The 26,456-nt window shown below is 45.9% G+C and carries 15 protein-coding genes; 2 read left to right on the forward strand and 13 right to left on the reverse strand.

Features of this window, described 5'->3' with window-relative positions; translation table 11 throughout:
• Position 1: 1 nt before the first annotated feature.
• Positions 2 to 6,973 carry an RHS repeat-associated core domain-containing protein gene (locus tag CWC22_RS10715; protein WP_138539819.1) on the reverse strand — a complete coding sequence of 2,324 codons (6,972 nt, stop codon included), beginning with the start codon at positions 6,971 to 6,973 and terminating at the stop codon, positions 2 to 4.
• A 661-nt stretch (positions 6,974 to 7,634) separates the two neighbouring features.
• Here CWC22_RS10715 and CWC22_RS10720 point away from each other — a divergent pair.
• The gene (locus CWC22_RS10720; RefSeq protein WP_195879821.1) at positions 7,635 to 8,606 is read left to right on the forward strand and encodes a transposase; all 972 of its coding nucleotides are present in this window, start codon (positions 7,635 to 7,637) and stop codon (positions 8,604 to 8,606) included.
• A 386-nt stretch (positions 8,607 to 8,992) separates the two neighbouring features.
• On the opposite strand, the gene CWC22_RS10725 is transcribed toward CWC22_RS10720, so the two are convergent.
• From CWC22_RS10725 to CWC22_RS10770, 10 genes are all read right to left on the reverse strand, one after another.
• Positions 8,993 to 9,316: a hypothetical protein gene (locus CWC22_RS10725; RefSeq protein WP_125563635.1), complete on the reverse strand. Its 324-nt coding sequence runs from the start codon at positions 9,314 to 9,316 to the stop codon at positions 8,993 to 8,995.
• Positions 9,317 to 10,276: 960 nt separating this feature from the next.
• A complete protein-coding gene (locus CWC22_RS10730; RefSeq protein ID WP_138539715.1) occupies positions 10,277 to 10,633 on the reverse strand; it encodes a hypothetical protein in 357 nt (118 codons plus the stop codon).
• 549 nt (positions 10,634 to 11,182) lie between these two features.
• Positions 11,183 to 11,608 carry a hypothetical protein gene (locus CWC22_RS10735; protein WP_138539716.1) on the reverse strand — a complete coding sequence of 142 codons (426 nt, stop codon included), beginning with the start codon at positions 11,606 to 11,608 and terminating at the stop codon, positions 11,183 to 11,185.
• Between the two features lie 79 nt (positions 11,609 to 11,687).
• Positions 11,688 to 12,308 carry a DUF4145 domain-containing protein gene (locus CWC22_RS10740; RefSeq protein ID WP_171045155.1) on the reverse strand — a complete coding sequence of 207 codons (621 nt, stop codon included), beginning with the start codon at positions 12,306 to 12,308 and terminating at the stop codon, positions 11,688 to 11,690.
• A gap of 521 nt (positions 12,309 to 12,829) precedes the next feature.
• A complete protein-coding gene (locus CWC22_RS10745) occupies positions 12,830 to 15,640 on the reverse strand; it encodes a bifunctional aconitate hydratase 2/2-methylisocitrate dehydratase (RefSeq protein WP_138539717.1) in 2,811 nt (936 codons plus the stop codon).
• A gap of 255 nt (positions 15,641 to 15,895) precedes the next feature.
• The gene (locus CWC22_RS10750; protein ID WP_138539718.1) at positions 15,896 to 17,890 is read right to left on the reverse strand and encodes a ThiF family adenylyltransferase; all 1,995 of its coding nucleotides are present in this window, start codon (positions 17,888 to 17,890) and stop codon (positions 15,896 to 15,898) included.
• 9 nt (positions 17,891 to 17,899) lie between these two features.
• Positions 17,900 to 18,649: a PEP-CTERM/exosortase system-associated acyltransferase gene (locus CWC22_RS10755; protein WP_138539719.1), complete on the reverse strand. Its 750-nt coding sequence runs from the start codon at positions 18,647 to 18,649 to the stop codon at positions 17,900 to 17,902.
• A 355-nt stretch (positions 18,650 to 19,004) separates the two neighbouring features.
• A complete protein-coding gene (locus CWC22_RS10760; RefSeq protein WP_125563652.1) occupies positions 19,005 to 20,060 on the reverse strand; it encodes a succinylglutamate desuccinylase/aspartoacylase family protein in 1,056 nt (351 codons plus the stop codon).
• Positions 20,047 to 20,952 carry a 30S ribosomal protein S6--L-glutamate ligase gene (rimK, locus tag CWC22_RS10765; RefSeq protein WP_010386451.1) on the reverse strand — a complete coding sequence of 302 codons (906 nt, stop codon included), beginning with the start codon at positions 20,950 to 20,952 and terminating at the stop codon, positions 20,047 to 20,049. Before rimK ends, CWC22_RS10760 begins: the two co-directional genes overlap by 14 nt.
• A 1-nt stretch (position 20,953) precedes the next feature.
• Positions 20,954 to 21,400, reverse strand: coding sequence for an ATP-dependent zinc protease (locus tag CWC22_RS10770; protein ID WP_138539720.1), 447 nt, complete (start codon positions 21,398 to 21,400; stop codon positions 20,954 to 20,956).
• Between the two features lie 339 nt (positions 21,401 to 21,739).
• Between CWC22_RS10770 and CWC22_RS10775 the strand changes: the two genes are divergently transcribed.
• Positions 21,740 to 24,259, forward strand: coding sequence for a TonB-dependent receptor plug domain-containing protein (locus CWC22_RS10775; protein WP_138539721.1), 2,520 nt, complete (start codon positions 21,740 to 21,742; stop codon positions 24,257 to 24,259).
• 105 nt (positions 24,260 to 24,364) lie between these two features.
• On the opposite strand, the gene CWC22_RS10780 is transcribed toward CWC22_RS10775, so the two are convergent.
• Both CWC22_RS10780 and CWC22_RS10785 read right to left on the reverse strand, forming a co-directional pair.
• Entirely contained in the window at positions 24,365 to 24,832 is a 468-nt protein-coding gene (locus tag CWC22_RS10780; protein ID WP_138539722.1) for a hypothetical protein, read from the reverse strand.
• Between the two features lie 239 nt (positions 24,833 to 25,071).
• Positions 25,072 to 26,424 (reverse strand): M24 family metallopeptidase, encoded by a 1,353-nt coding sequence (locus CWC22_RS10785; RefSeq protein WP_125563664.1) that lies wholly within the window; start codon positions 26,422 to 26,424, stop codon positions 25,072 to 25,074.
• Between the last annotated feature and the right edge of the window lie 32 nt (positions 26,425 to 26,456).

Below are 26,456 nucleotides of genomic sequence, written 5' to 3' on the forward strand. Positions count from 1 at the left end.
CTTAGTTTGAGGTGCTATCTTCGCGACGGCCCCAGAAAAAATTGTGTATAGCCTCCCCAAGCCTTTCTCCACCTGCACCACCTAGTGCGGCCCCGCTAACACCACCAACAGCAGTACCCGGACCCGGTGCAACAAAGCTGCCGCCTATTGCGCCTACAATGCCACCTCCTATGCCACCAACAACCCCGAATGCACTCCTCATCAAGGCCAATCCAGTATTTTCTGATGTGGCAATATCAACCGCATTCATTCCTAAGTTAACCACTAATAAGCCACGGCCACCATGCTTTAAAGCAGACGCTAGCTTATTAGCTTTAGGGTTGGTGCTGTTTGCTCGACCACCAGTGCCGGGCTGAGCACCTGTGCTAGGTCGATTCTTTTTGATGAAATCATTTACGAGTTTCGGGGTCTTGTCTCTGGTTTCTTTCTTGATTTTGCTCCGCCCTTCGCTGTCACTTGGGTCGAGCGGAGCCACTCTCTTGTTGTAATCATCTCTCGCCGCCCCAGCATCACCAAGCTGCTGACCCACGTAGGCTGTAACACCATTTAAAGCCCCTTTAGCATCACTTTGATTCTCATTGATACTATTCGACCCAACACTCTCCTGCGACCCAAGGTTATATGCAACACTACCAGTAAGCATATCAATATTAGCTACTAAACCACTCGCACCGTTGACCTTCATACTATCAACTTTGATCAGCGTGTCACCATTCTTATCAAGGTACAAAACGCCATCCTTCGCAAATAACTTATCACCATCCCCCACATCATAGCTCATTGCATCACCGCAACCCGGAGCTGAGTCACCACTGACATCCGCGCCTTTTGATTGGCATGCTGACGAGTACCCAGTTGGGTCTGTACCGCCCAGTGGGTTATTCATTATATATGAGTAGGGGTTAATCGACTGAGAGTTACCCGGGCTCTGAATGACAGGATCGACCGACATAAACCTGCCTAAATTATAATCGTACACCCGGCCATTCATATGGATAAGTTCCAGATCATCTAGATGCTCATGATCGGTAAATCCGCGTCGCGTTTTAGCTGATTTATAGTCGCCTAATTGAGCAGTAAATTTCAGGCTGCCTGACGCCGCTCTCGGTTTACCAAATGGGTCAAAGTTTCGCTCTGCCACCACATACCCGTCTGCATTGGTGATCAGCCTTGCACTGCCTAATCGATCTTTATGGAAATAACGGATCTGTGGCACACTACCGGATTGTGACGAGATGACAGCGATATCACCTATGTAAGCGCGAGTTGTTGTTTTGTTTCCTTCTATCTCAAGCTCGTAATGCTTACCTGCATAATAACTCGTTACGCTGCCTTTCACCTGCTTAAAGCGCATATGGTCAGGACCATAGGTAAAGCTTGCAGTTATGCCATTTTTGGTGATGCTTGTTGGTTTATCCATTGCATTGTAACTGGCAGTACTTAGTCCATCCCCTTTGGTCATATTACCGCGTGCATCATAGCTAAAGCCCACCCACTGGCCATTTTTTAATACCCGTTTAACCGCATTAGGCCCACCACCCGTAAACCCGGATACGCTATTACTATAATCATATTGGGTTGCGTAATCAGATTTGCTTGTCAGATTACCCACAGCGTCGTAATCGTAGCGGATGGTTGTGTAACCAGCAATCGCATTGCTCTTCAGACGATGCAGATCATCATAACTATATGATTCAGTAAACTGGTGTTGTTCACCCAGCTTGCCAGAAGTCACTGACAGTGATTTGAGATTGCCAAATCCATCATAGCCCGTGTACTGAATAGCCAGCAGGTTATTGCCATTTTTATGAGTATAATGTTCAGTCATCTGGCCGCTTTGACGACTATAGTAGTTGTCCATTTGCAGACCATTGCCTAAAGTTTGCGACTGAATATAGCCAAACACATCACGCTCAGTAATCTGCTGGAAAGTATATCCACTGGCGTTGTTTTTAACGCCAACCTGGTAGCCTCGGTCGTCGTAAACAAATTCCAATGTCAAATTATTAGGATAACGCATCCCTTTAGCGCGTCCATAATTGGCATCATAATAGGTGCTTGTTGAAAAGCTTCGACCTTCGCCTGCTACTGTATGAACAGTTGGACGACCCAGACTATCGTATTGATAACTATGTGTAACGCCATTGCCTGCTGCATTGCTCAACTGGCCATAAGTGTGCGTATCAAATGTGTAGGTTAACGTCCCTTCACCCGTTGCAGTTCTTTTGACGACACGACCCAGTGAATCAACATTGTAGTGAACAGATTTTCCATTACTGCGTGTTTCTCTTTGAACCTCGCCAAATCCGTTATAAATAAAGTCTGTTGCGCCCTGGTTTGGATCAACTACCCGAACTTTTTGCCCAAATGCGTTGTACTTAGCAACAATGCTGTTGCCCTTAGCATCACGTACTATAATGGGTAAGCCGTTACTATTGTATGAGTAACGCGTATCGCCATTCAGTGCGTCTGTGGTTTTCATTAATTGCTTTCGGCTATCATAAGTTCGGCTCATTTGACCCAAATGTAAGCCATAGCAACTCTCTGACACATCAATTGAGGTTGTAAAGCCTTTATAGCGATACTCTGTGGTCATTGTGCCGGTAGCAAATGGTGAACACTGTTGATCGACTGTCTTGCTGTCCACACGACCAATCTCATCGTAGTTACCATATCGAACGCCATATTTAATGTTGCCAAACTTGTATGGCTGAGACTCAAATAATGGATACCCCTGTGCATTAAAGGTTTTGTCCTGCAGGATCCAATCGCCGCCCTGATTCTCGACTTTTGTCCGGATGGTACGCCCAAGCTTGTCAATAAAGGCAACTTTTTTGGGGGCACCTGGCGCAACCGTCAATACTTGGAGCACTGCATCCCGAGGTGCATAAGTCCCAGGCCGTTGTATCGCTGTATAACCCTTTGGCGTTCCCTCTACTTTTTGACTATAAGGTCTCAGGTAGCGATCATAGCCATATTCTGTAGTGAGATATTCACTGGCACTCACCTGCTGGTGCGTTTTGGTTTTAAGACCCGTTTTCGGATCAGTATTCACCCTTGTTTTATGTCCTTTGGCATTGGTGGTTTCATAGACATAATAACCACTGTCAGCCGCAGATGTACCATTTGAGGTATAGGACAGGGTTTCAACCCGGCTTTGCGAAGTCCAATTCGCGTCGTTATAAATGCTTGCCTTTTTAGTAACTTGGGTAGGCAAACCGTAACTATTAAAGACATAGTTTATTTCATGTCCATTACCTGAAGAGCCGCTAACCTTAACAGTTCTGGCCTTTCTAGACGTGTGAAAATTACTAAACTCCTTTGTCAAAGTAGTTTCGCTCACCAAGCCTTTTTCACCACCTTTGTACAGGAAATAAGCATCATTAGGGTCTCTGCCTGAAAGCAAAGACTTTGTAACGACTTTAGTTACCTTATCTACCCACCAGGCTGATGTGTCGTAAGCATATGTTTTAGTTGTTGAAACCGCTGACATACCATACTGGTCATCCTGTCTTCGTTCGCTATGTATAATATCGCCATACGCATTAATTGATTTATTTTCTACTTCCGTTGTAGACAACCAGCTCTTTGTTGAAATATCACGTTTAATTTCATAGCTAGACTTTGCATACAAACTATATACGTTTTTAATTCTGTGACTTGGATTGCTTTTCCAATCTATTTTTGAGTGACTAATTGCAGAGCTCTCTGTCAAAGCAATTCGCCTGCCATCAAGGGTGTACTCATCTGCAATAAATGTGGCCTTCGCCATTAGTTTACCCGCGTAGGGGAAGTAGGCCTGAAAGTCCGATTGTGTTACCAGGCCTCGTGTTACATCCGCTTCAATGATGCTTCCAAAACCCATGAACCCACGGCCCTGATTATTAAACAGCGCATTGCGATAGGCGTATCGGCGTACAAAGTCACCACCCACACCATTGTCTTGCTTAAACTCCCTCACCACGTACATACTAGATGTGAATTTTTGATAACCCTTTACTATAAGCCCCGTTAAATTCAAACTATCAGATTTATACAGCCTGGTTACACCGTTTATATTAGTCGACACAGAAGACGACAAGGGACGATAATCCCATTCACTTTTCAGTCCAATACCATCTGTGACTGAGTGAAGTACATCAAGTGGTCTATATCGGCTCCCGTTTGTTCCCGAGCCAGTTCCGTAGTTGCGGCTAATGTTGACCTTGCCTTTTGCATAACCATAAGGCGTTGCATCCAAAAAGCGACAATTTGACCCTGCAGGACCACTTTCACATCCATAGTTAAAGACTAAATCAGGCAATCCATCACCTTGTGCATCGATGATAGCAGACTGATGAGCAGAACCGATAAAATCGGTATCTGTACTAACAAAGCTGCCTCCTTTTAGCTCAAGCTTGGCAAAGGAGTAAATACTATGATCATGGCGCCCATCAATCGATTTATAGGTGCCTTTTCCTGTAGGGATCAACTCATTGTAAATAGCAGAGCCACAGAACTCTGTCACGCTCTTCCCTCGGAATTCAAAATGAGACACATTTTGACATCCCTCCACCACAATACCGTTAGGGATCAGGAGCTCTTCTTTGCCATCTGCATCAATATCAGCAACCTTGATGGCATTGCCATATTTTGGCAATTTAACATACCGCTCATTCTCTCTGTTCCCCTCCAGACCGTAACTCAGGTTATAGTAATAGTCTCTGCTATACGCTCTGGCATTCATATAAACAGGCGAGGTAAACCAGCCGTCACCTTTGCTGTATCTTACATACAACTTGCTGCCGTTCTGTTTCGGGTTGTACCAGCCAAACCAGTCTTTAAGACCATCACCATTTAGGTCTGCAAAGCGGTAGAATCGCCCCCACCCGCCATTGAACGAAGGAAGGTAGTCATCCTCATCGTCCCAGTTAACTGTTCTGCTTGTAAAGCTCAGCGTTTTACCTTTAGATGCCGTCAGCTTGACGGAGCTCAATTTGCCCTGCCCAATGTCATTTCGGTGTAAGGACACACGATAAAAATCAGGTATACCGTTACCATCAAAATCCCCACCTATCGAATAGGAAGTAGATGGATTGTCCGAACCCGGGTGCTTACCCACAGTAAACAGTTTTTGTTTATAAGACGTGGAATAAGGTGTCGAGAAATTACCACTGTGATAGTAAAAATAGATGTAATCATCAGAGTATGTTGCTGTTTTTTCGTAGATCACCAAATCTGGCAGACTATCACCATTCATGTCGCCAACATGCAAAAACGAAGACAGCTGAGGCACTTCTATATTGGTATTGATGCGAGTCGATGTACCATTCTGATAGTTTTTATACAGTACCAGCTTTTTCTTTGAACCTACTGAGCCTGCTACAAAATCAAAGTCGTCTGTAATGCCGTCCTGGTTGTAATCCGCGGTATCCGTATGACAATTCACTTTTTCGCCACTGGTACCAGAAAACTCGCATTGCGTCATTGGGTGGCTATTGCTCGTTGTATTGCCTTCTGCGTCGATGTAGAAGCCAGGCCAATCTCGGGAGCCGTCCCCGTTTCGATCGCCATTAGGTAACACCGATGAAATGCTCTTACCTGCATTGATATTTACAAAGGTACCTCTGATTTTAGGCGCCTGATCTTCCCATTCAAAACGAGTTTTAGGCAAACAATTTCCGCCCGTTGTGCCGTAACACAACTCAACTGAAGACAACAGATCTATACCCGACGCACGACTGGCTGCATAACTAAGCGTATATTCTCTGGTTTGCGTGGAGTTGTGCTTAGTAACAACACGCTTCAGGCGCTGCGTTTTCTCGTACAATATACCCTGGTTGTATTTTCGGGTTGGGTCCAGAGCCTGCTCATATTCGAAATAGATGTTATGCATACCCTTATGTGAACTGCTATTACCTGTATAGTTAATTCTGTCCAGCAGTTTTTCGTTTGTACCGTAGGTAACATAATCATAATGAATAAAGTTTTTGTTCGTTGCGTCTCGGGTGTAATCAATTAGCCATGCATAAGTGCCATTGTAATTTGAGCGGATGTCACGACTATTGGCTGATGCACCATAATAGCTAACGTGACCATTTTTAAGCCTGACCACAAAGTAGCTGGATGTAGAGTTCATTGCGCCGTGCTGCGTAATTTTGGCAAAACTGTCCATTTCCGTTCTGTATTCAGCGCCGCTTGAACCATAGCTGCCATTGATGGCAATCAGTCTTTGGCCATTCAGACAGAGACGATCGTTTTGATCATACTTAGGATTTCGACTATATCCATCTTGTGCATAGGTGGCCGGACAGCGTGTAATCGCAGACCCTGCCGACAAAGACCAACCCTTGCCAGCAATCCCAGAGCCAGATCGTGATGAGTAATTCAGTGATACACCCGGCTGCATACCAGCACGCCCAGGTGTAAGTTCTATTGGGACAGAGTACGTTGCACCGCCGCCACTTACTCCAGCTCTTCCCTTGATTGTGCCCACATTATCAACTGAGGGAGCGCTGACACTGACTAAATTCGCATTGCCGGGGATCGAACTTGTCACATCTGCGTATTGAGTTTCAAAGACATTCTGAATCGCGCTGCCTGCTGCAATCAAATTACAAGAATCTCTGTAACATGCCGCAACCCTAACCTGCAAATAGCCATTAAATCTGTCATCCAGAATGACAGACAATGATTCTGTGAACAGTAGGTTTTCCCACTGTCCATCTTCATTCAGTACCTGAATTGCGTATTTACTGACACCGGCGATCGCAGACCAGGTTAAGCGCTTTTCCCCGTTGCTTATTGTTAACTGTGCCTGATATTCATTGGCATCAATTTTCCTGGGGACAACAATGAGCTTTTTACCAATTCGGATAGGAGTAAATAGACTTTTAGAATTAGCGAATGCCATGGAGGAAAACGCCACCAATTGTGTCATGCACAGCAGCACAAATATATGCTGCCATTTAACTTTGTTCAATACGCGATTCAATGCGTGAAGCTCCTTATTTAGTTACTGAAAGTAAACTCGACAGGTTGAAATTCAAGCAACCCTAAACATTCAAAAGATAGTTAAAGCAGATGCTCTGAAGTACAGCGGCAATTATTCAGCTTTATTAATTAATGGGCGCGAAATATACAGTAAAAACAAAAAACATACAACAAAGCAGGTGAAGAGCTGATCAATTGTAAAAAAGCCACCTCAACAGTAAAGATATGATAACAAAAGAAATTAACCAATCTGACACAAGATATGAGTCAAGCTCTGAACATGCTGCATATTATCAGTGTTAGTAAACAGACCTACTCACAGCCTGTTCGGTCATTTAATCTGTGAAGATTAAAGTACATAACGGGTACCGCTTGCACTAAAGCGATCTTAGTTATCAGTTCTTCTGCAAGTGGAGTGATAGATGACAAAAGATCACAAAAGATGACTAGAGTGGCTAGTGACTAGCAGATAGTGACTAGCAGACACCCACCCCTAGCATGAAAAGATCAGAATTGACTAGATGACTAGCAAGCATGAATAGCAGACATCCATTCCAAAGCTTGTCTGTCATACTTCGAATGACTAGCTGACCTCCCAAAAACTTGCCTGCCTGACTTCCACTATCTATGCTTTTTATCTGCTCCAAGGATAAGGACATAAAATGCCAACGGCACGGAAAAGCCAGGTCAGCTTAGTTGACACAAAATACTACCATTGCATCTCTCGCTGTGTCAGGAGAGCCTTTCTATGTGGTGAAGACCCGTTAACAGGCCAGTCTTATGAGCATCGACGTGAATGGGTTGAAGAAAAGCTACTCCTGCTGGCAAGCATTTTTTGCATTGATATCTGCGCTTACGCGGTTATGAGTAACCATACTCACATCGTTTTGTATGTGGATGATAAAAAAGCCAATCGATTGACCGACAAAGCGATTGTTATCCGCTGGCATAAGCTATTCAAGGGAAACTGGCTGACGCACAAATTTGTTGAAGATAACAAACTTAATCCGTCCGAGCATATGATGCTCAACGATATTATCGACAAATATCGTGAAAGGCTATCGAGCATCAGCTGGTTTATGCGCGTGCTCAACGAAGACATTGCCCGCAGGGCAAACAAAGAAGATGGCTGTACGGGTCGGTTCTGGGAAGGCAGGTTTAAATCCCAAGCGTTACTCGATGAAGCGGCACTGGCCGCCTGTATGGCCTACGTTGACCTGAATCCAATCCGGGCCAAAATGGCCAACACACCTGAAACTTCTGAGTTCACCAGTATCAAAAAACGTATTGAACATACTCATAGTGGGAAGCAGCCAAAGAGTCTTCTGCGCTTTGCTGGCAACCCAAGACAGAATATGCCCAAAGGGCTCCCCTTTGAGCTTAAATACTACATTGAACTGGTTGAACTAACAGGCCGATGTATTCGAGCAGACAAACGAGGACACATCTGCGATGCCCATCCTATTCTCGCTCGATTGCAAATAGAGCCCGAAAACTGGCTAAAACTCACCACAAGATTTACCAAAGTATTCCACGGTGCTGTCGGCAGGCGTCATGCTATGAGTAAATATTGCACCCACCTACAAAAAAAGCGGCGCACTAACCTGGCTAATTGTGAACGCTTATTAGGTTAGAATTCCCATTACCTGAAACTCAAATGATGACTGTCACACTCAGGCAGGGCTTAACTATGTCATACGGTACGAGATTAAGGCAGGTTTAGCAGAAGCTGTTCATATTTGAAGCCTACTCACAGTGATTTATCAATTATCTTTTCTAAATAGCACTCGCAATCACCCAGAAAAGCTCTATTAAAGGAACACTAATTGTTGGGTGTCTCTTTTAACACCTTTGAATGGTTGTCTTTTTTTGATAACCACGCGCTCACATTTACCTCAAAAAAATCATTAAAATAACAGATAACAATTGGCATCTGTGGTTTTTATGGTTTTTGAGAACAGATAGCGCAGGATTTTCTTATATTTCTCCATATATATCTGTATTTCTAACTTCTATAAAATCATCTCTTGAGATACATGTACCTTAAAACTTCATTTGTACCGCTGCATTCATTTTTGCCTCCAACATTTACTTCCATATCAGACATATATGCAGCTAACGCCATAGAGTAAACTTCACTCATATTCTTTCTATCTAAATGAATTATAAAGTATTTAGAGCCATTGCTATTGCAGACAGATTGGAATGGAGTTTCCGGTTCGAGGTAAACGACATCTGCTCCAAGATCATTTACCCACAAACTCTTTATTTTAGTTTTAACTGTGCCTGATGCATCAGCATTAAAGCATAAAAATAAAACAAACATAAAACTCAAAACTTTCATTTTATTACTCCTATTTTTACAACGTCCAATTCTTAATAATCCACAGATATCCATATTTAAAATCAATATCAAGGACAGATACGGCTTTATTTTATCTAATCTGTTTGAAAAAACTAACCAGATAACAACATGTGTGACACATCCTACACTATATGCTCAGAAAAAACGCCCCTCATGTTCATGCCGGGCATCTTAATTCACTAATGTTAACAACTTGAGCTTAGCTTGGAAATTATCAACTTTCATTTACGAGAACCTTTTATGGACACCCAGTATAAGGCTTATGCACTTCCTATAGACAAGTTTGTCACAGAGCTAGCAGACTGGTATCAAGCACGTTAGCACGGCCAGCTTGATTAAAACTAGCAGACACCCTCTCCCAAACTCAGGCCCCAAACTTAGGACAGTTTTTGATTGGGTGTCCACACACTTGCTTTTTCTTTAACCTACTTTCTCTCACTGAGCGCTGGTTTTGAATGGGTGTCTTCTTTAATTGAGTAAGCTTGCACGGCCAGCTTGGTTAAAACTAGCAGACACCCTCTCACAAACTCAGACCCCAAATTTAGGACAGTTTTTGAATGGGTGTCCTCGCACTTGGCTCGCACTTGCTGATACCTGCCTTACTTCAGCAGACATCCATTCCTACACTGAATAAAATCGCTCACTGAGCACTGGTTTTGAATGGGTGTCTGCTTTAACAGTTCCCAAACTCAGGCCCCAAACTTAGGACAGTTTTTGATTGGGTGTCCACACACTTGCTTTCTCACTGAGCATTGGTTTTGAATGGATGTCTTCTTTAACCTACTAACTTAGAATGGGTATCTCATTTAATTTTAACGCCTGTCCACTTGTATTGGCATCGCTGGAACGTCCATATATGTCTACATTTTTTGTCTATAGTCCGCAAGATAGCCAAATAGTTTGCATCCGTTTTGAAGCGAGTTGTTATATTTTTGATACCTATGAACCTCGAGGTCCACTATGAGTGCCGCCAATAACCATTTCACCGACTTTACATGTGTCATTTGACAGATATAGAGATACCTTTTCACCCGACATAAAAGCAGCCAGAAGGTTAGCGTGTATAGCGTCTAAAGCTGGGTGATCAGGGTAAACTGATGCGTACTTGGGACCATATCCGCTTTGGGAAGTGCAACCACTTAACTCAGGAGAAAGGCGGACATTTATACCACCATTAACAACGCTGACAATTTTTATTACCTCTGATGCGGCTGTCCATCTTGCTCCATCTGCATGTGAAGGAGTGGCAATTGCCAATAGTGCGAACGATGCAATACCTTTCAAGTATTTTTTCATTTATGACTCCATTATTGAACTGACATATAAAGCCGCACTCACAGGTTTGTCCGGGGCAACGCTTTGTTAGGGCCTGATTTAACTAGCCAAGAAGCAGCAGTAATATTAAATATTAGTATCAAGCCAACAGATAGGCCAGCATAAAGTATTTATTGCTGAGATAGCCCAAAAACAAAGAGCAACATTAGATTGCCTGACAGTAAGAGAACTGGACCAAACATTGACATTGGTATAGGTGCAGGAAAGAGCAACATTGTGGAAAGAAAACCAAAACACTAGAAAAAGGCGCTCACGGGCATTGGTTTTGAATAGGTGTCTCCTTTAACCCTATTTTACAATGGATATCCGTGTTTTTTCCCTCACTGAGCGCTGGTTTTGAATGGGTGTCTTCTTTAATTGTTATTCCAAAATCAGACCCAAATGTAGGACAGTTTTTGATTGGGTGTCCGTGTTATTCCTGCTTAGCCGCAGCCACATGGAGCTTGTTTTGTGTTAGCGTAGCGACAACACAAAACAAGCGGAGTGAGAGCTGTCGGGTACAGTGGCTTGTTAAGTGTTTTTCTTGGCAAGCTCATAGATATAGCCAGAATATGAAAGAAAGATTTTGGTTCCGGCTTGTATCACAAAGGAACCAAATACACGCCAGGGCTTTCCACCACAAAAGATCTCGATATTTTCCACACTTTCTAAATTCTCAATACCTAAGTCACTGAAAAATACTCTATGGTATGAGTGTAAGTCTCGTTCATTAAACATCTCTGTTTGGTAACTAACTTCACTACAAGTATCTGTGCCAACTGTTGCTTTTCCATCCTCGTAGCTTATTGCTAGGGACAGAAATTTATTTGCCTCATCTTCTGACATATTACTGATAGCTGAAGCTGCAATCCTATCGACCGTCCATTGCCCAATATATTCTTGGCCATATGACCAAGAAGAAAATAAAATCAAAAATGGTACTAGCAAGTTCTTCATATCTCTCCTGAACACTTAACGCCTTGCTCACCGGAAAATTGGGAGCGCAGCGAGTAATTTTTCCGAGTGCAGCAACTTGTTATGCATCACGCCTCTCTATAGCCTCTCTAGCGCCCTCAGGCAAGGAGCCGTAAAGCTCTTCTATTTCTCTGGGTCGAGTTATTCGATCCTGAACAATTAGATTCACAAGCCGGAAAAGATGATTTGCTATTTCTGGGGAATCATTTAAATCTATTTCTCCCGGGTGTACTGCGTTGTTACCAACAACACGACAAATATCTAGAGACCTCTGGACCAAAGGCGGAAGGCCCGCTTCAACTAAAGAAGCAATATCATTATTGATATTATTGCCTGGCAGCCCTAAATGAACCATTAGCTTCTGAATGCATAATCGAAGCAAGGCCGCAGCCCCTTTAGGAGATCTTGCCACAATATCTCGCGCTTCTTCATAATCCTGCAGGCAGTTTTCTGGAAGGTCAGGGTTTGGAAGTTCTACTGTTCCTGATGATGGATAAATCATTCGACCATCTAGCCAGTAAGACAGTTTTTTACAATGTGAGCATGTTGCAACAGTCATGGCATTTTGGTGGTAATTCCCCCAAAGGAAATGATAACCATTCCCCCAATGTTGCTTTGCATAAACCCCACACAAAGGGCAATGAAAGTCCTCTTTTTGATGTTCTGGTGGATAATGTTGCATTACTTCTCCCTATGCATAACAGCTTATTAGCGTGAATACCGGTTAGATCCAGTTCCTGAAACCGTACAGATCCATAGCCAAATTATTTTATTCATAATAAGAACAATAACCTACCACCATTACTCTTGTAGCTCAAGCCAAAATGGCTTTGTTGAAACCGGGCCTTGTTCATAGCGAGACTTAGGGTCTCGTTATGTAAAACTACTAACCTTTTGAATCTAATTAACTTAAATCAGAGCTTCACTTAAACGAGACCTTCAAGCGCGGAGAAAACGAGAAATTTGACATAGAAGCTGACTAGATTCACTTATACCTGTATAAGCAAACAGTATTTATATGTAGTATGCCGTAGCCCCTATTTTTGGAGTCTGTACACATTGAAGTTAGCACGCGCCATTACTGTCAGAACACAAAGAAAACTTCTAAACAGCTATCAATATATCCAGCCCACAACCCCCAATCTCCACCCAATAAAAAAGCGCGTATAAACGCGCTTTTTTCAGTCTTTTAACCTATGAAGATTAAAGTACTTTAACAGGTACCGCTTGCTCTGAACCGAACTTAGTTGTCAGTTCTTCTTCAAGTGGGGTGAACGCAGTCAGATCGATGCCTTCAACTGCGGCCTGGTACTCGTCCATAGTTGGGAAACGACCCAGAATCGTTGAAAGTACTACCAGTGGCGTAGAGCCAAGTAGTGATTCACCTTTCTTCTCGCTAGAATCCGCTACAACACGGCCCTGGAACAGGCGCGTAGAAGTTGCGATAACTGTGTCACCTGGTTCTGCTTTTTCCTGGTTACCCATACACAGGTTACATCCAGGACGCTCAAGATACAGGATGTTTTCGTACTTAGTACGTGCAGCCGTCTTCGGATTTTCATCGTCAAACTCAAAGCCTGCGTACTTAGCCAACACTTCCCAGTCGCCTTCTGATTTTAGCTCATCAACAATGTTATATGTTGGTGGCGCAACAACCAGTGGTGCTTTGAACTCGATTGAACCATTTTGCTTCTCAAGGTTACGTAGCATCTGCGCGATGATCTGCATGTCACCTTTGTGAACCATACAAGAACCAACGAAGCCCAGGTCAACTGGCTTGCCATCGTAGAAAGAAACAGGACGGATCACGTCGTGCGTGTAACGCTTAGAAACGTCTTCGTTGTTTACATCCGGGTCAGCAATCATTGGTTCAACGATTTCGTCCAGGTTAACAACGACTTCTGCGTAGTACTTAGCATTGTCATCAGGTGCAAGTGCAGGTTGCTCACCAGAATTGATACCCGCGATACGCTCATCGGCCAAGTCGATAAGGCCTTGTAACGTCTTCGCTTCGTTCTCCATGCCCTTGTTGATCATGATCTGGATGCGGCTCTTCGCCAGCTCGATTGACTTGATCAACGTTTCATCGTTAGAGATACAGATTGACGCTTTCGCTTTCATCTCTGCAGTCCAGTCAGTGAAAGTGAACGCCTGGTCAGCCATCAGAGTACCAATGTGTACTTCGATGATACGGCCCTGGAATACGTTCTCACCGCCGAATTGCTTCAGCATTTGTGCCTGAGTCGCGTGTACCACATCACGGAAGTCCATGTGCTTAGCCATGGCACCTTTGAAGGTTACTTTTACAGACTCTGGAATTGGCATTGCTGATTCACCAGTCGCCAGTGCCAGCGCAACAGTACCTGAGTCAGCACCGAATGCCACACCTTTAGACATACGCGTGTGCGAGTCACCACCGATGATGATAGCGCGGTCATCCACAGTAATGTCGTTCAGTACTTTGTGGATTACGTCTGTCATTGAATGGTAAACCCCTTTCGGGTCACGCGCGGTGATCAGACCAAACTTGTTCATGAACGCCATTAGCTTAGGAATGTTCGCTTGCGCTTTTTTATCCCAAACAGACGCTGTGTGACAGCCTGACTGATATGCGCCGTCTACCAAAGGAGAAATCGTAGAAGCAGCCATGGCTTCCAGCTCCTGAGACGTCATTGGACCTGTGGTGTCCTGAGAACCGACGATGTTCACTTTAACACGAACGTTAGAACCAGCATGAAGTGGTGTGTCAGAAGCAACACCTACTGCGTTACGGTTGAAGATTTTCTCAACCGCAGTCAGGCCCTGACCTTCATGAGATACTTCTTTAGACGGTGCATACACTTCTGGTGCTTCAATGCCCAGCGTTTCGGCTGCAAACGTTTGTAGCTTCTTACCGAATACCACAGCGTAAGAACCACCCGCCTTCATGAACTCTACTTTTTGTGGAGTGAATGAAGAAGATACATCAACCAGCTCTTTGTCGCCGTTGTACAGCTTCTGTGCTTTAGTATCGATAGTAAGTACAGTGCCTGTAGCCACTGAGTAAGCTTCTTCCAATACTGGGTCGCCGTTCGCGTCAGTCACTACGTTGCCGTTTTCATCGGTTTTCTTCACCCAGTTTTTAAGGTCAAGACCGATACCACCGGTTACATCAACGGTTGTCAGGAAGATTGGTGCAATACCGTTAGTACCCGCAACAACTGGTGCAATATTGATGAATGGCACGTACGGGCTTGCTTGTGTACCTGCCCAAAGTGCAACGTTGTTCACACCAGACATACGAGATGAACCTACACCCATAGTGCCTTTTTCAGCAATCAGCATAACTTTTGCATTTGGGTGCTTCTTCTGCAGCTCAACAATTTCTTGCTGTGCCTCAGGGGTGATCATACATTTACCGTGTAGTTCACGGTCAGCACGTGAGTGTGCCTGGTTACCTGGAGAAAGTAAGTCAGTTGAGATATCACCTTCACCGGCAATATAAGTAACAACTTCAATTTTCTCTGCAATATCAGGCAGCTTAGTAAAGAATTCAGCTTTCGCGTAGCTTTCTAAGATGTCTTTTGCAATTGCATTGCCCGCTTTAAACGCCGCTTCTAAACGTGACGTGTCTGCGTCATAAAGGAAAACCTGCGTTTTAAGTACGTCAGCAGCTTGCTTAGCAACCGCTTCGTCGTTGCCCAGTGCAAGGTCAAGTAGTACCGCAATTGAAGGACCGCCTTTCATGTGAGAAAGCAGTTCAAATGCAAAGTCCGCAGAAATTTCAGCTACAGTCTCTTCGCCCAGGATAATTTCTTTTAGGAATTGTGCTTTCACACCAGCTGCGCTGGTTGTGCCCGGAAGCGTGTTGTAGATGAAGAAGTTCAGAGAATCTTCACGGTGCTCATGCCCTGTGTCTTTGATTTGGGCAATAATTTCAGATAGCAGATCAGCGCTATCGATTGGTTTTGGACTCAATCCAAGTTCCGTTTTACGGGTTTGGATTTCTTCCATGTACTCATTATACAAACTCATATAAACCTCGTCAGGCAGTAATACGTGTAGATAGAACCGCGCTATTCTACCCTACTTTGCCGTTTCACGTAATCATTTAACTAAAAAAGCCTGTTTTAACGTCACTTTTCTAGTCGGATTCACATTCAGCGTGAGGCTGCTTTATACCAAACATCATCGCTTAGCAAAAATGAAAATGTGAAATTCCGACTAATTGTCTAGTGTCGACGAGCGCGCGTTTATGCTGCTAAGAACTTACACCTGACCAAACGACTCTTAGCTATCTGCGGCATTATCGCTGAGCACCAATGTCGTCAGTGAACGCCTCACGGAGCGGGATACGGGCGGCGCAGTTCTGCCCACTCGACCCATAAAGACCAGGTTTTTATGCTCGGGAATAAAAGACTTATAGAGGCGCTGACATGCCTTTGCTCGCCTGCAAACGGATTGATCGTCTGTAAAGGTCACATCGTTGTCGAGGTAACGGGAGAAAATAACCGGTGTTAACCCCGGCTGTAAGCCAAGCTGCAAAGCATCGGTCATTAACCAGAACCGATAAATCGCTCGCCCGGCCGCCAGATAGTCATTCTGTAATTCAGCCGGATGAGGGGCGCACAGGGTAAAGTGTGCACTCGAACAAATGCCCGGGAGCAAATCTAATTGAATTCTGGGTGCGAGCGTACCAAACAGGTATCGATTTAAAAAGGCAACCCGGCTCCACTTTTTGAAGGCCCACTGCATCAGCTGGCCCGTGCCTTTATCTATGCCCAGCGCTTGCTCTGGTATTTTGCTGTCACTAAATTGCTGGCCCCAATCAATGATCTCCTTATGGACGTGATAGGCCTCCTTCATGGTCAATCTGGTTTTCGCATTTTTAAAGTTCAACCAGGCGCACCGCCATTTTTGCGCCAGGCTCTCATAAAAGTGCAGCTTAAAGCCAGCAGGTAAACACTGCTGCAACGCGGCTTTTTCCTCATCCGTCAACGCCCGGGTCCCCATTGGACGGCGCTGCACTGTGCGGGTTTTAACATAGGGAAGCAATGGATCCGGCTTTACGTTACTGTCCAGCTCTAACTCAACCTGATAATGAAGCGTATTGGCAAGGCCTGCTGGCGCTTGCGTCTCTGTCTGCTTCACAACCGCTCGGCAATGGTAGCGACTGGCCGCAATATCAATGGCTTCCAATAGCATGCCGTGCGCCAGCTCGCTGGAATGTCCATCCAAATCATATACGCTGTGCTCACTGGTATTACTGGCATAAATGATAAATGTCGTGTCACTGAGCAGTTTAAAACGCCATGGCTGGGTGTTGTCGCCACTGGGTGCCCACTTGGCCAGTTCAATCACTTTTTCCGCCGTCGTCATCGCATTGCTTGCGGGCACGGATCCTGAGGGCTTGGCGTCGTGCCGGGGCGTCTGTAGTTTTTTCCTGATCAGTTTGAACAAAAACTGTTGTAGAGGGTTACGGTTGCCAGCCGGCCGCCATACTTTTTTCATTTTATTGCTGAAGGCATCAAAGTGCAGGCTACGCGGCGCGCAGATAACCGGGCCACGATTAAGCAGTATTTTAGCAACCTGAGCCACTGCCACGCCCGTCGCTAGCTGGCATCCAACCACAGTCGAGGGCCCTTTTTTATTCGCCAGGTCCACAGTTGACGGGTCAACCAGTGCCGATTTCTGCAAATTGGCGGGGGTCAGGCCCAGATAAAACCGGATGTACTGGTCACACTCCGTATATCCCGCAAGGTCAAAGTACTGCTCGAACGACATTTTTCCGGGCAGGAAGTTAATGTATGCAGTCCCCATTCCAATGGGCGCAGCCGTCGTTGCCGGTATGCCCAGGTCATAGCACTGTGCAAACACACGCCGCCTTATATTCAATACAAAGAAATCCAGTGCATCAATATAGCAATCAACATCGGCTAAAAACTCAGTCAGATTATGCTCGGTCACCCCCTCACTGAACCCTGTGATCTCAATATCAGGGTTGATTTCTCTGGCCATATTGATCATCGTATCGAGCTTTTTTTTACCATAACTTGCGGTCGTTGCGCCCACCTGTCGATTGGTGTTTTCACACCCAAACTCGTCAAAATCAGCAAGATTAAACCGTGTGATCCCCAGCCTGACCAACGCCAATAAATGAGACCCTCCTACGCCCCCTAACCCCGCAATGGCCACCTTTTTACGTTTTAAAACCTGTTGCTCTGTGGAGGTCACCCACCCAATGTTTCTGGAAAAAGCCAGATCATAATCAAAATGCGTATTCATCATCATTCCTTAGGATAATTCACAGGCAAGTTCAGTATTATTTAACTGCTGAGAAAGCCGGCGCTCCACAGCCAGGTATAGATCGCTGAGTACGTCACTGCGAAGCTGCTGCGCCTTAAACTCATGCGTATCAAAGTGATATACCGCCCTGCAACCTCTATGCTCAATATCTTCACTAAGCCTGGTGAGGGTCAGGCCAAGCATTTTAAGGTGTTTGGTTAACTTTGAATTGGCCAACAATAAAGTGCCCCGACACTGGTGTGCTTTAGCCAGGGCAATACAACAGAAATACAAGCTTACAGACATAAGCTGAGTGTGTTGATACGTAAGCTGCAGCAAAGTACTTGCCTCACCCTGGCGATAACTGTTGTTATTTTGACGCCTTACTTCAGGCAGCAATGCCAGCCGGGAGCATTCACTTAACGTACCCGACTGCAACAATGGCAACAACAGGCTCGTTTTTAAATACCCACCGTACTGGTCCTGGCTGGGTAAGGTTAAAGACGAATGAGGCGAAGGAATGATCAATCGAATACACCCGACATATTGCTTGCTGGGCTTATGCTGCAACAAACAATGAATTGAATGATTGTCGTATTCGTCCCGTTCCAGTTGTGTTTGCTGCCTCGCTTCCCAGCTCAGCTCATCACAATAAACTTGATGACGGATATAAAAAACGGCGTCCTTTTGTTTTTGCGACTGCGCGAGCTGTACGTCAAATGTTCGCATGAACTCAGCGCCAACAGACATAGATTCCATATTTTTCCTTTCTAACCTGAGTATTCCAGATAGCTGCACAGTATATGGCCAGCCTTTTTTTTGTACTTGGTAGAAACAACGAAGTTGTGCGAAAAAACGGGGCAAATGAGACCAAGGGAACGGGGTGATTCGTTATTAATAAGCCAGTCCGGTGTGCCGCTATATTCAAAGGAAGGGCTTAGTGCGCAATTCCGCTGAACAGCTAGCGAATTCTCACAACAAATTAAATTAGCTGTGCGTAAAAAGCTCAGGTAAAACCAAGGGGGTTGTAAAAAGAGTGCCTGAGACAGTTTCTCTATCTTGGCAAGCACAGGCATAGAGGCAGCTGGCCAGGCACGCTGGGCCAGCTGTATGATCAGTTGTTTAGTTCTGTGTCGACCGGCTGCTCTTCTAAATCCAGCTCGTCGATAAACTCACCGAGCTGTTGCTCGACTATGGTATTAGCATGGGCAAAATAGGCGATATGAAACACCGCATCGCCTTCGTTCACCAAAGGCAAAGACTGCTGCCCGATAATGATACCGCTGCGTGGCGCCTGTATAGCCACTTCATTGCCCCCCAAAGGGTTGCTGATGTAACCCAGCACCTGCTCTTTATTAACTCGCTCTCCCAGGCCAACCATAGCGCGTACTATTCCGTCAGTATGCGCCCTGACCCAGCTGGTGGAATCTGCTATCACAGGTTCAGGTAGCTTTTTCGAGCGCCTGCCTTTGAGCACCTTAAGCCGCCTTAGCACATTTTCGACGCCTTGCAATCCGGCAGCAATTGCCAGTGGGTCAAAACGCAATGCCTCTCCCCCTTCGTATGTGATCACCGGGATCCCAAGGTTACTGGCCTCACTGCGCAAAGAGCCGTTGCGCAACGTTGCATCTATCACTACGGGCGTACCAAAGGCTTTTGCAATATCTGCCGTTGCTTCGCATTCGAGGTTTGCCCGGATCTGCGGAAGATTTGAGCGATGTATTGCACCAGTATGCAAGTCAATAATATGCGTGCACTTGCTGGCTACTCGTTTAAAAAACACGTTGGCCACCCTGGCTGCCAGTGATCCCCGCTCCGAACCGGGAAAGCACCGGTTCAAATCCCGCCTGTCAGGCAAATAACGAGACTTATGAATAAAACCAAATACATTTACCACTGGCACAGCAATTAACGTGCCTCGCAATGCTTTGGGCTCTACTTTTGTCAGTAACTGACGTACAACCTCTACGCCGTTCAGCTCATCGCCATGGATCGCAGCGCACACCATCACCACAGGACCCGCCTCAGCGCCGTTCACCACCTCGATGGGGATCGTAAGCGGAGAATGGGTGTATAGTTTTGCCACCTCCAACGACAGCGTCTTGCGCTCAGCCACCTCTATTTGTGTGTTTAGTAGTGTAAATACCTGGTTTTTCTTAGCCTTTGCCACGCGTCGCGGTCCTCTTACTGGCTGCATTTTTTTCCATAAATTCTATGATCATGCCGGCGATATCCTTACCGGTCGCTTTTTCTATGCCCTCAAGGCCCGGCGATGAGTTTACTTCCATCACCAAAGGACCACGCTCCGAACGCAGCAAATCGACCCCGGCAACATTCAGCCCCATTGCTTTAGCTGCTGCAACCGCGGTTTTGCGCTCTTCCGGTGTGATCCGAATAAGGCTGGCGCTGCCACCACGGTGCAGATTAGAACGAAACTCGCCTTCTTGCGCCTGACGCTTCATTGCGGCAATCACTTTATCTCCGATCACAAAGCAACGAATATCCGCGCCGCCGGCTTCTTTAATGTATTCCTGCACCATAATATTGGCTTTCAGGCCCATAAAAGCTTCGATCACGCTTTCTGCTGCTTTACGGGTTTCCGCCAGCACCACCCCTATTCCCTGCGTCCCTTCCAGCAACTTAATCACCACAGGGGCACCACCAACCATATCCAATAAGTCTTTGACATCATCGGGCTTATTAGCAAACCCTGTGATGGGCATACCCACGCCCTTACGAGACAACAGCTGCAAAGAGCGCAATTTGTCGCGTGAGCGGGTGATCGCCACAGACTCATTGAGCGGATAAATCCCCATCATTTCGAACTGACGCAACACTGCACAGCCATAAAACGTCACAGATGCACCAATTCTTGGCACCACTGCATCCACCCCAACGATTTTATCGCCTTTGAAATGAATTTCTGGTTCGTTAGAATTAATGTTCATATAACAACGTAATACGTCCAGCACCACAGGTTCGTGACCGCGTTGCTCAGCCGCTTCAATTAAACGACGCGTTGAGTAGAGATTTTTATTCCGGGATAGAATGGCGATTTTCATTTTAATTCCTTGCTTCAATTCTTTTCTTAGTCAAATAAGAGGCTGCTGGATCAACACTGATCCGCCCTGCCATTGCTGTGCGCCCCAAAAGCATGCGAAATTTCATGTTATCCCGGTTTGTCAGCGTAATTTCGATGGGCCAGGCCTGGTCCCCTATGTGCAGCATTGACTGGATCACATAGCGAGACTCCTGATGGCCACCTGAGTCTGTCACCGTGCGCACATCCAGCACAGGGGCTGCACACACGACTTCATACTCAGTATTTTTTTGTTCCGGATGCATCCAAAACCGCACCCAGGGTGCGCCATCTTGCGTGAACTCTTCAACTTTGAACGCATGTAAACAAGACGTCCTGGCTCCGGTGTCCACCTTGGCTTTGATGCGGCTTATCCCCAGCTGAGGCAAAGCCAGCCATTCACGCCACCCAACCATCATTAAAGTCGACATGTTTTGCTCCTTGGTAAAAATGCTTTATACCCTTGAGCTTAACCTTAGACCAACGAAATAATTTTATCCAAAGCAGCAAAAAAACTGATTGAAAAACGAAAAGTGCATCAACTCGGGTCTGACACCTCTGAGCATCAATTGCCCACCTCTGATTGATGCTTTGTAATCTTATGATCAGCATTTAACGCAATGTAACTAAAAAAGCATAAAAACTTGAGCGGTTATAATTTATAACGAATTCGAATTTCGCATCGAATTTTCCACCTTTAGTATTGCCGTCCTTTTCATGGGCAAGACTACATAGCCCGTATAGAAATCAACATACAAACAGGAATCTCTATGTTAAGACCGAGTACTCTGGCAGCCAGCATCAGCTTGGTGCTGGGCGCCGCCGCTTCGTTTCAAATTAATGCAGCAGAAAGCCAGGCACCCACAGCCAGTAACACCACAGAAGTGATTGAAGTCACAGGTACTCGCCGCAGCTTGCGCAGTGTTGCTGAAAGCACAGTACCGGTCGATGTGATCAGCATGGATGAAATCACCAGCTCAGGTCAGCTTGAACTGAGCCAGGTTTTGACAACGCTGGTACCCAGTTTTAATTTCCCCAATTCACAACTGGCAGACGGGACAGATCATGCTCGTCCTGCTGTGTTACGCGGGTTAGCGCCAGACCATACGTTGGTGCTTATCAATGGTAAGCGTCGCCACGCCAGTGCGCTGCTCAATCTAAACGGGACCGTAGGGCGTGGTTCTACAGCGGTAGACCTCAATACTATTCCAACAGCTGCAATCAAGCGCATCGAAGTTTTGCGTGACGGTGCCGCTGCACAATACGGCTCAGATGCCATTGCTGGCGTGATCAACATTGTGCTAAACGATGCCGACGAAGGCGGAAACCTGTCTGTCACTTACGGTGAATACGATACTCAAATGGCCGGTTCACCTCAGTTGTTGCGTACCTACGAGGATGCCGAAGGCAACCTGGCATTTGACAAAGGCGCAGATCGCGAGCTGAACGATGGTGGCACAACAACCATCAGCGGCAATATGGGCTTTGCATTAGGCGACAATGGTTTTATCAATGTGGCTGCTGAACTACGTAACAAGCAGCCGACCAACCGCTCTGGCATCGATGAGCGCGAACAGTATGCCCGGGATGAAAACGGTAAGCTGGATCCACGAGAATTTTCGGCTGAGCGTTATAACCACAGGTTTGGTAAAGCCGACATCGAAGATTTCGCACTATTCTACAATGCGGGGTACACACTTAACTCCGAGCTGGACCTGTACTCCTTTGGTAGCTTCTCAAGCCGAGATGGTAATTCCGGTGGTTTCTTCCGTCGCCCTCAGGACAGCCGTAACCTGACTGAAGTGTACCCTGATGGCTTCTTGCCGCAAATTGACACCGAAGTACGCGACTACAGTTTCGCAGTCGGTGCCAAAGGTGATGCTGGCGACTGGCAGTACGACGTCAGCACAAACTATGGTCTGAACGACTTCGGCTTTGGCGTATCAAACAGCCTGAACACGTCAATGGGTGCAAGCAGCCCAACAGAATTTGACAACGGTGCTTTGGTCTACAGTCAGCTATTGGTTAACGCTGAAGCAAAAACCGAGCTGGACTTAGGCCTTTACGATAGTGTATTTGTGACACTGGGCAGTGAGTATCGCCGCGAAACTTATGAGATCCAGACAGGTGAATTAGCCTCTTACCAGACCGTTCTGGATGCTAACGGACAACCGGTTGCCGCTGGTGGCGCGCAGGTTCTGGCTGGATTTTCACCAGAAAGTGCGGTTGATGAGTCACGCCATAACATCGCCTTGTTTGCCGAATTGGATACTTACCTGACAACAGACTGGAACCTGGTTCTGGCAGCGCGTTATGAAGATTACAGCGACTTTGGCTCTACACTGACCGGTAAACTTGCAACACGTTATGTAGTTAACGACCAATTGTCACTGCGTGGTGCCCTGAGCACAGGATTCCGTGCCCCTTCTCTGGCACAGACCTCCTACAAATCAATTGCCACGGTTTTTGAAGACGGTGTACCCAATGAAGTAGGCTTGTATCCGGTAGATACCCCAGCGGCGGCGGCACTTGGCGCACAACCTCTGGAAGCAGAAGAGTCGGTCAACCTGACTGCCGGATTCATCTACACCCAGGATGCGTTCAGCCTGACGCTGGATGCATATCGCATTGATATTGATGACCGCATTGTGATGTCAGAAAACCTCAGTGGCGACGCAGTTGAGCAGATCCTGCAACAGGCGGGTGAGTTTAACGTACAGCGTGTGCGCTACTTTACCAATGCCATCGATTCTCGTACTCAGGGCGTAGACATTGTAGCAACCTATCGCTTTGACTTGGCTGATTATGGCAATCTTAACCTGAGTGCAGCGTTAAACCTCAATGACACTGAGGTGACCAATGTGAAAGCGAACCCGGCAGAGCTGGCTGCGCTGGGCGAAAGCTATCAGTATTTTGCTCGTCGTGAAATTGAGCGCTTTGAATCCGGGACACCAGATAATAAATGGAACCTGGTTGCTAACTGGCAGCGTGAACAATGGCAGGTCATGGTTAAGGCAACCCGCTTCGGCGAGGTCACCGACCCTTCCAGCACAGTTGAAAAAGATGAAGTGCTGGAAGCCAAATGGATCACCGATCTGGAAGTAGCGTACAAAGTCAATGAGCAATGGCGCGTTGCCCTTGGTGCCAATAACCTGTTTGATCAATATCCGCAGGATACTGTCAGCAACATAGGGTTCAGTAACTTTAACCAAATCTTCCCATACTCAGCGTTCTCGGCTTACAGCACAGATGGCCGCTTTGTGTACGGCAAGGTTTCATTTAACTTCTAATTTCGTACCAAACTTCCCAGTGGCTTTGATTATTAGCCACTGGGAGTTTCTAATATTTATCTTCAACACCCGATCCCCTATGGCAATTTTTACATTGCGCTTAAATTACGCTGATTGATGGACACTTAACATGCCTGCTTTTGCCTGATAGTCCATTGGTAGAGTTTTATTAAACGCAATCATTTCGTTATAAATATCAGCATCAGAGGCGCCCTCACCTTTCATACGATTGAACAATGCGATACGTTGCTCAGTCACTTGCTCAGCAATGCGGTCAAACTCGACAGATTGATCGGCCCACTTTTTGTGTGCAACGGGATCAGTCAGTGGTGGCGCCTCGTCGAGGTTTACAGTCATTTTGTTAGGGATAAAAGTGATTGTCTCTGCCATTTCTCTTGCAAACACAGGGTCGGATTCAACATCATCCCGAAAAGAATCCCATGTATGCTTCACGGCCGTGGAGCTGGATTGTGCAGATTGGTTACTCACATCAGCTACCGTGTTGGTAGTCTTAATGGCAGCATACTGCGAGACTGGGCTCACTGCGCTCTGGATAGAGGTATTTAAAATCATAATTCGTCTCCTTGTGAATGTTTTGTTACTACAGCAAAACCTACGCCACTTCTAAATACCCTTTAAATTTAGAGAATTACCAGGATACATTGCCTATAGTTGCAAAGAGATGCCGCATTATAGCGGCAAATTGCCGCACCAAACTTACCACTGAGTGCCCTGTTATAATGTGGATATACTCGCATTCACTCTGATAAAACAAAGCCCGCGAATGCGGGCTTTGTTTAACTGGTTATACGCTATCGAATAAGGTGCCATTGCGTTTGTCGACCAGCCAGATACCAAACTTGCTTACCATCAAATACCGCATCTTGCTCTAGCTTGATTTGGATCCATTGATCATCCCATTCCGGTAACTGGGTTTTAATATTACCTTCAATGGCATAGACAGTATTTGGATGAAGTTTCCAATCCCCCTGTACAGGCGTTGGCCCCTGATTGTCCCACATGCCGATGGTTGGTCCCGGCGCATGACCCACAAATCCTAACGGATGGGTATAGGTGCTACTCACGATCCCTGCCGCCTCACTTTGTTTGATGGTATTGGCCAGGATCTCATTACCCGTTAGGCCAGTTTTAAAGTTACTGGTTAAAATATCCTGCCAGCGATTACCCATCGCCATTGCCTGTTTGAGACCCTTTGGCACATCCGTTTCGTGCAATTTAAGTACATAACCCATTTCTTGTGTATCGGTACATTGATTGAGATAACAAATCCCCACATCGGTGTGAATGATATCTCCTGGCAAAATGGTGCGATTATATTCGCCTATGAAAACGTCTTGTTTGGTGGTTTTATCACCCTGCCGCTGAATATTTACATATGGTTGAAACCAGGGTCTGAGCTGAAGTTCTTCGAAACGTTCGCGTAAATACCATTCAACATCTTTGGTGGTGGTTACACCGGGTGTGATCACCTTATTGGAGAATGCTTCAGCAATGACACGTCGTGCCAATGTTACGGCCTGAGGGTATACGTTAAGCTCTTTTTGACTACGCGTTTCAAGCCAACGAATCACCAAATCTTCAGCGCTTACCAATCGCTCTTGGTATTTACCGGGTAATACCTTCAATAGTTGCTGATGTAGCCCCACGCTCAGACCATCAGCCAGTGCCCAGTCTTCGCTTACGTTAATACCGATGCGTTTTGGATCACGCTCCGCAATGACTTCAGCCAGACGCTGCCATTGTTGTGCTTTTGTGCCACCTTTCCACACCGTCGGGTACAGGTCCCCGATGGGATAACGACTAACACTAAACCGCTCAACGCTGCCATCAGCTTGCTTTGAGAAAACCAACAAAGTCGTACGTCGCGCAGCAAACGTAGGTTGTGGCACAAGCGTATAAAACAGCTTGTCCTCTCCATACTCTCGATTAATCACCAGCCACATATCCAGGTCAGCTTCTTGCATCAGCTTAGGGAGTAAATTATCCAGTCGGTCTGTCACCATGTCATTAATGGGCTGAACACGCTCTCGGAATGACAATACATCAGGCAACTCAGCTATCTGCCTGCCCTGCGTATATTCTTCTGCCAGAGAAGGCATACTCATCCCGCATAAGGTCAAAAATAATCCAATAATTCTCTGCATAATTGTCCTGCTATTTGTTGATAGTGTTTCTG

The sequence above is a fragment of the Pseudoalteromonas rubra genome, from assembly GCF_005886805.2.
In the GTDB taxonomy this organism is placed as follows: domain Bacteria; phylum Pseudomonadota; class Gammaproteobacteria; order Enterobacterales; family Alteromonadaceae; genus Pseudoalteromonas; species Pseudoalteromonas rubra_D.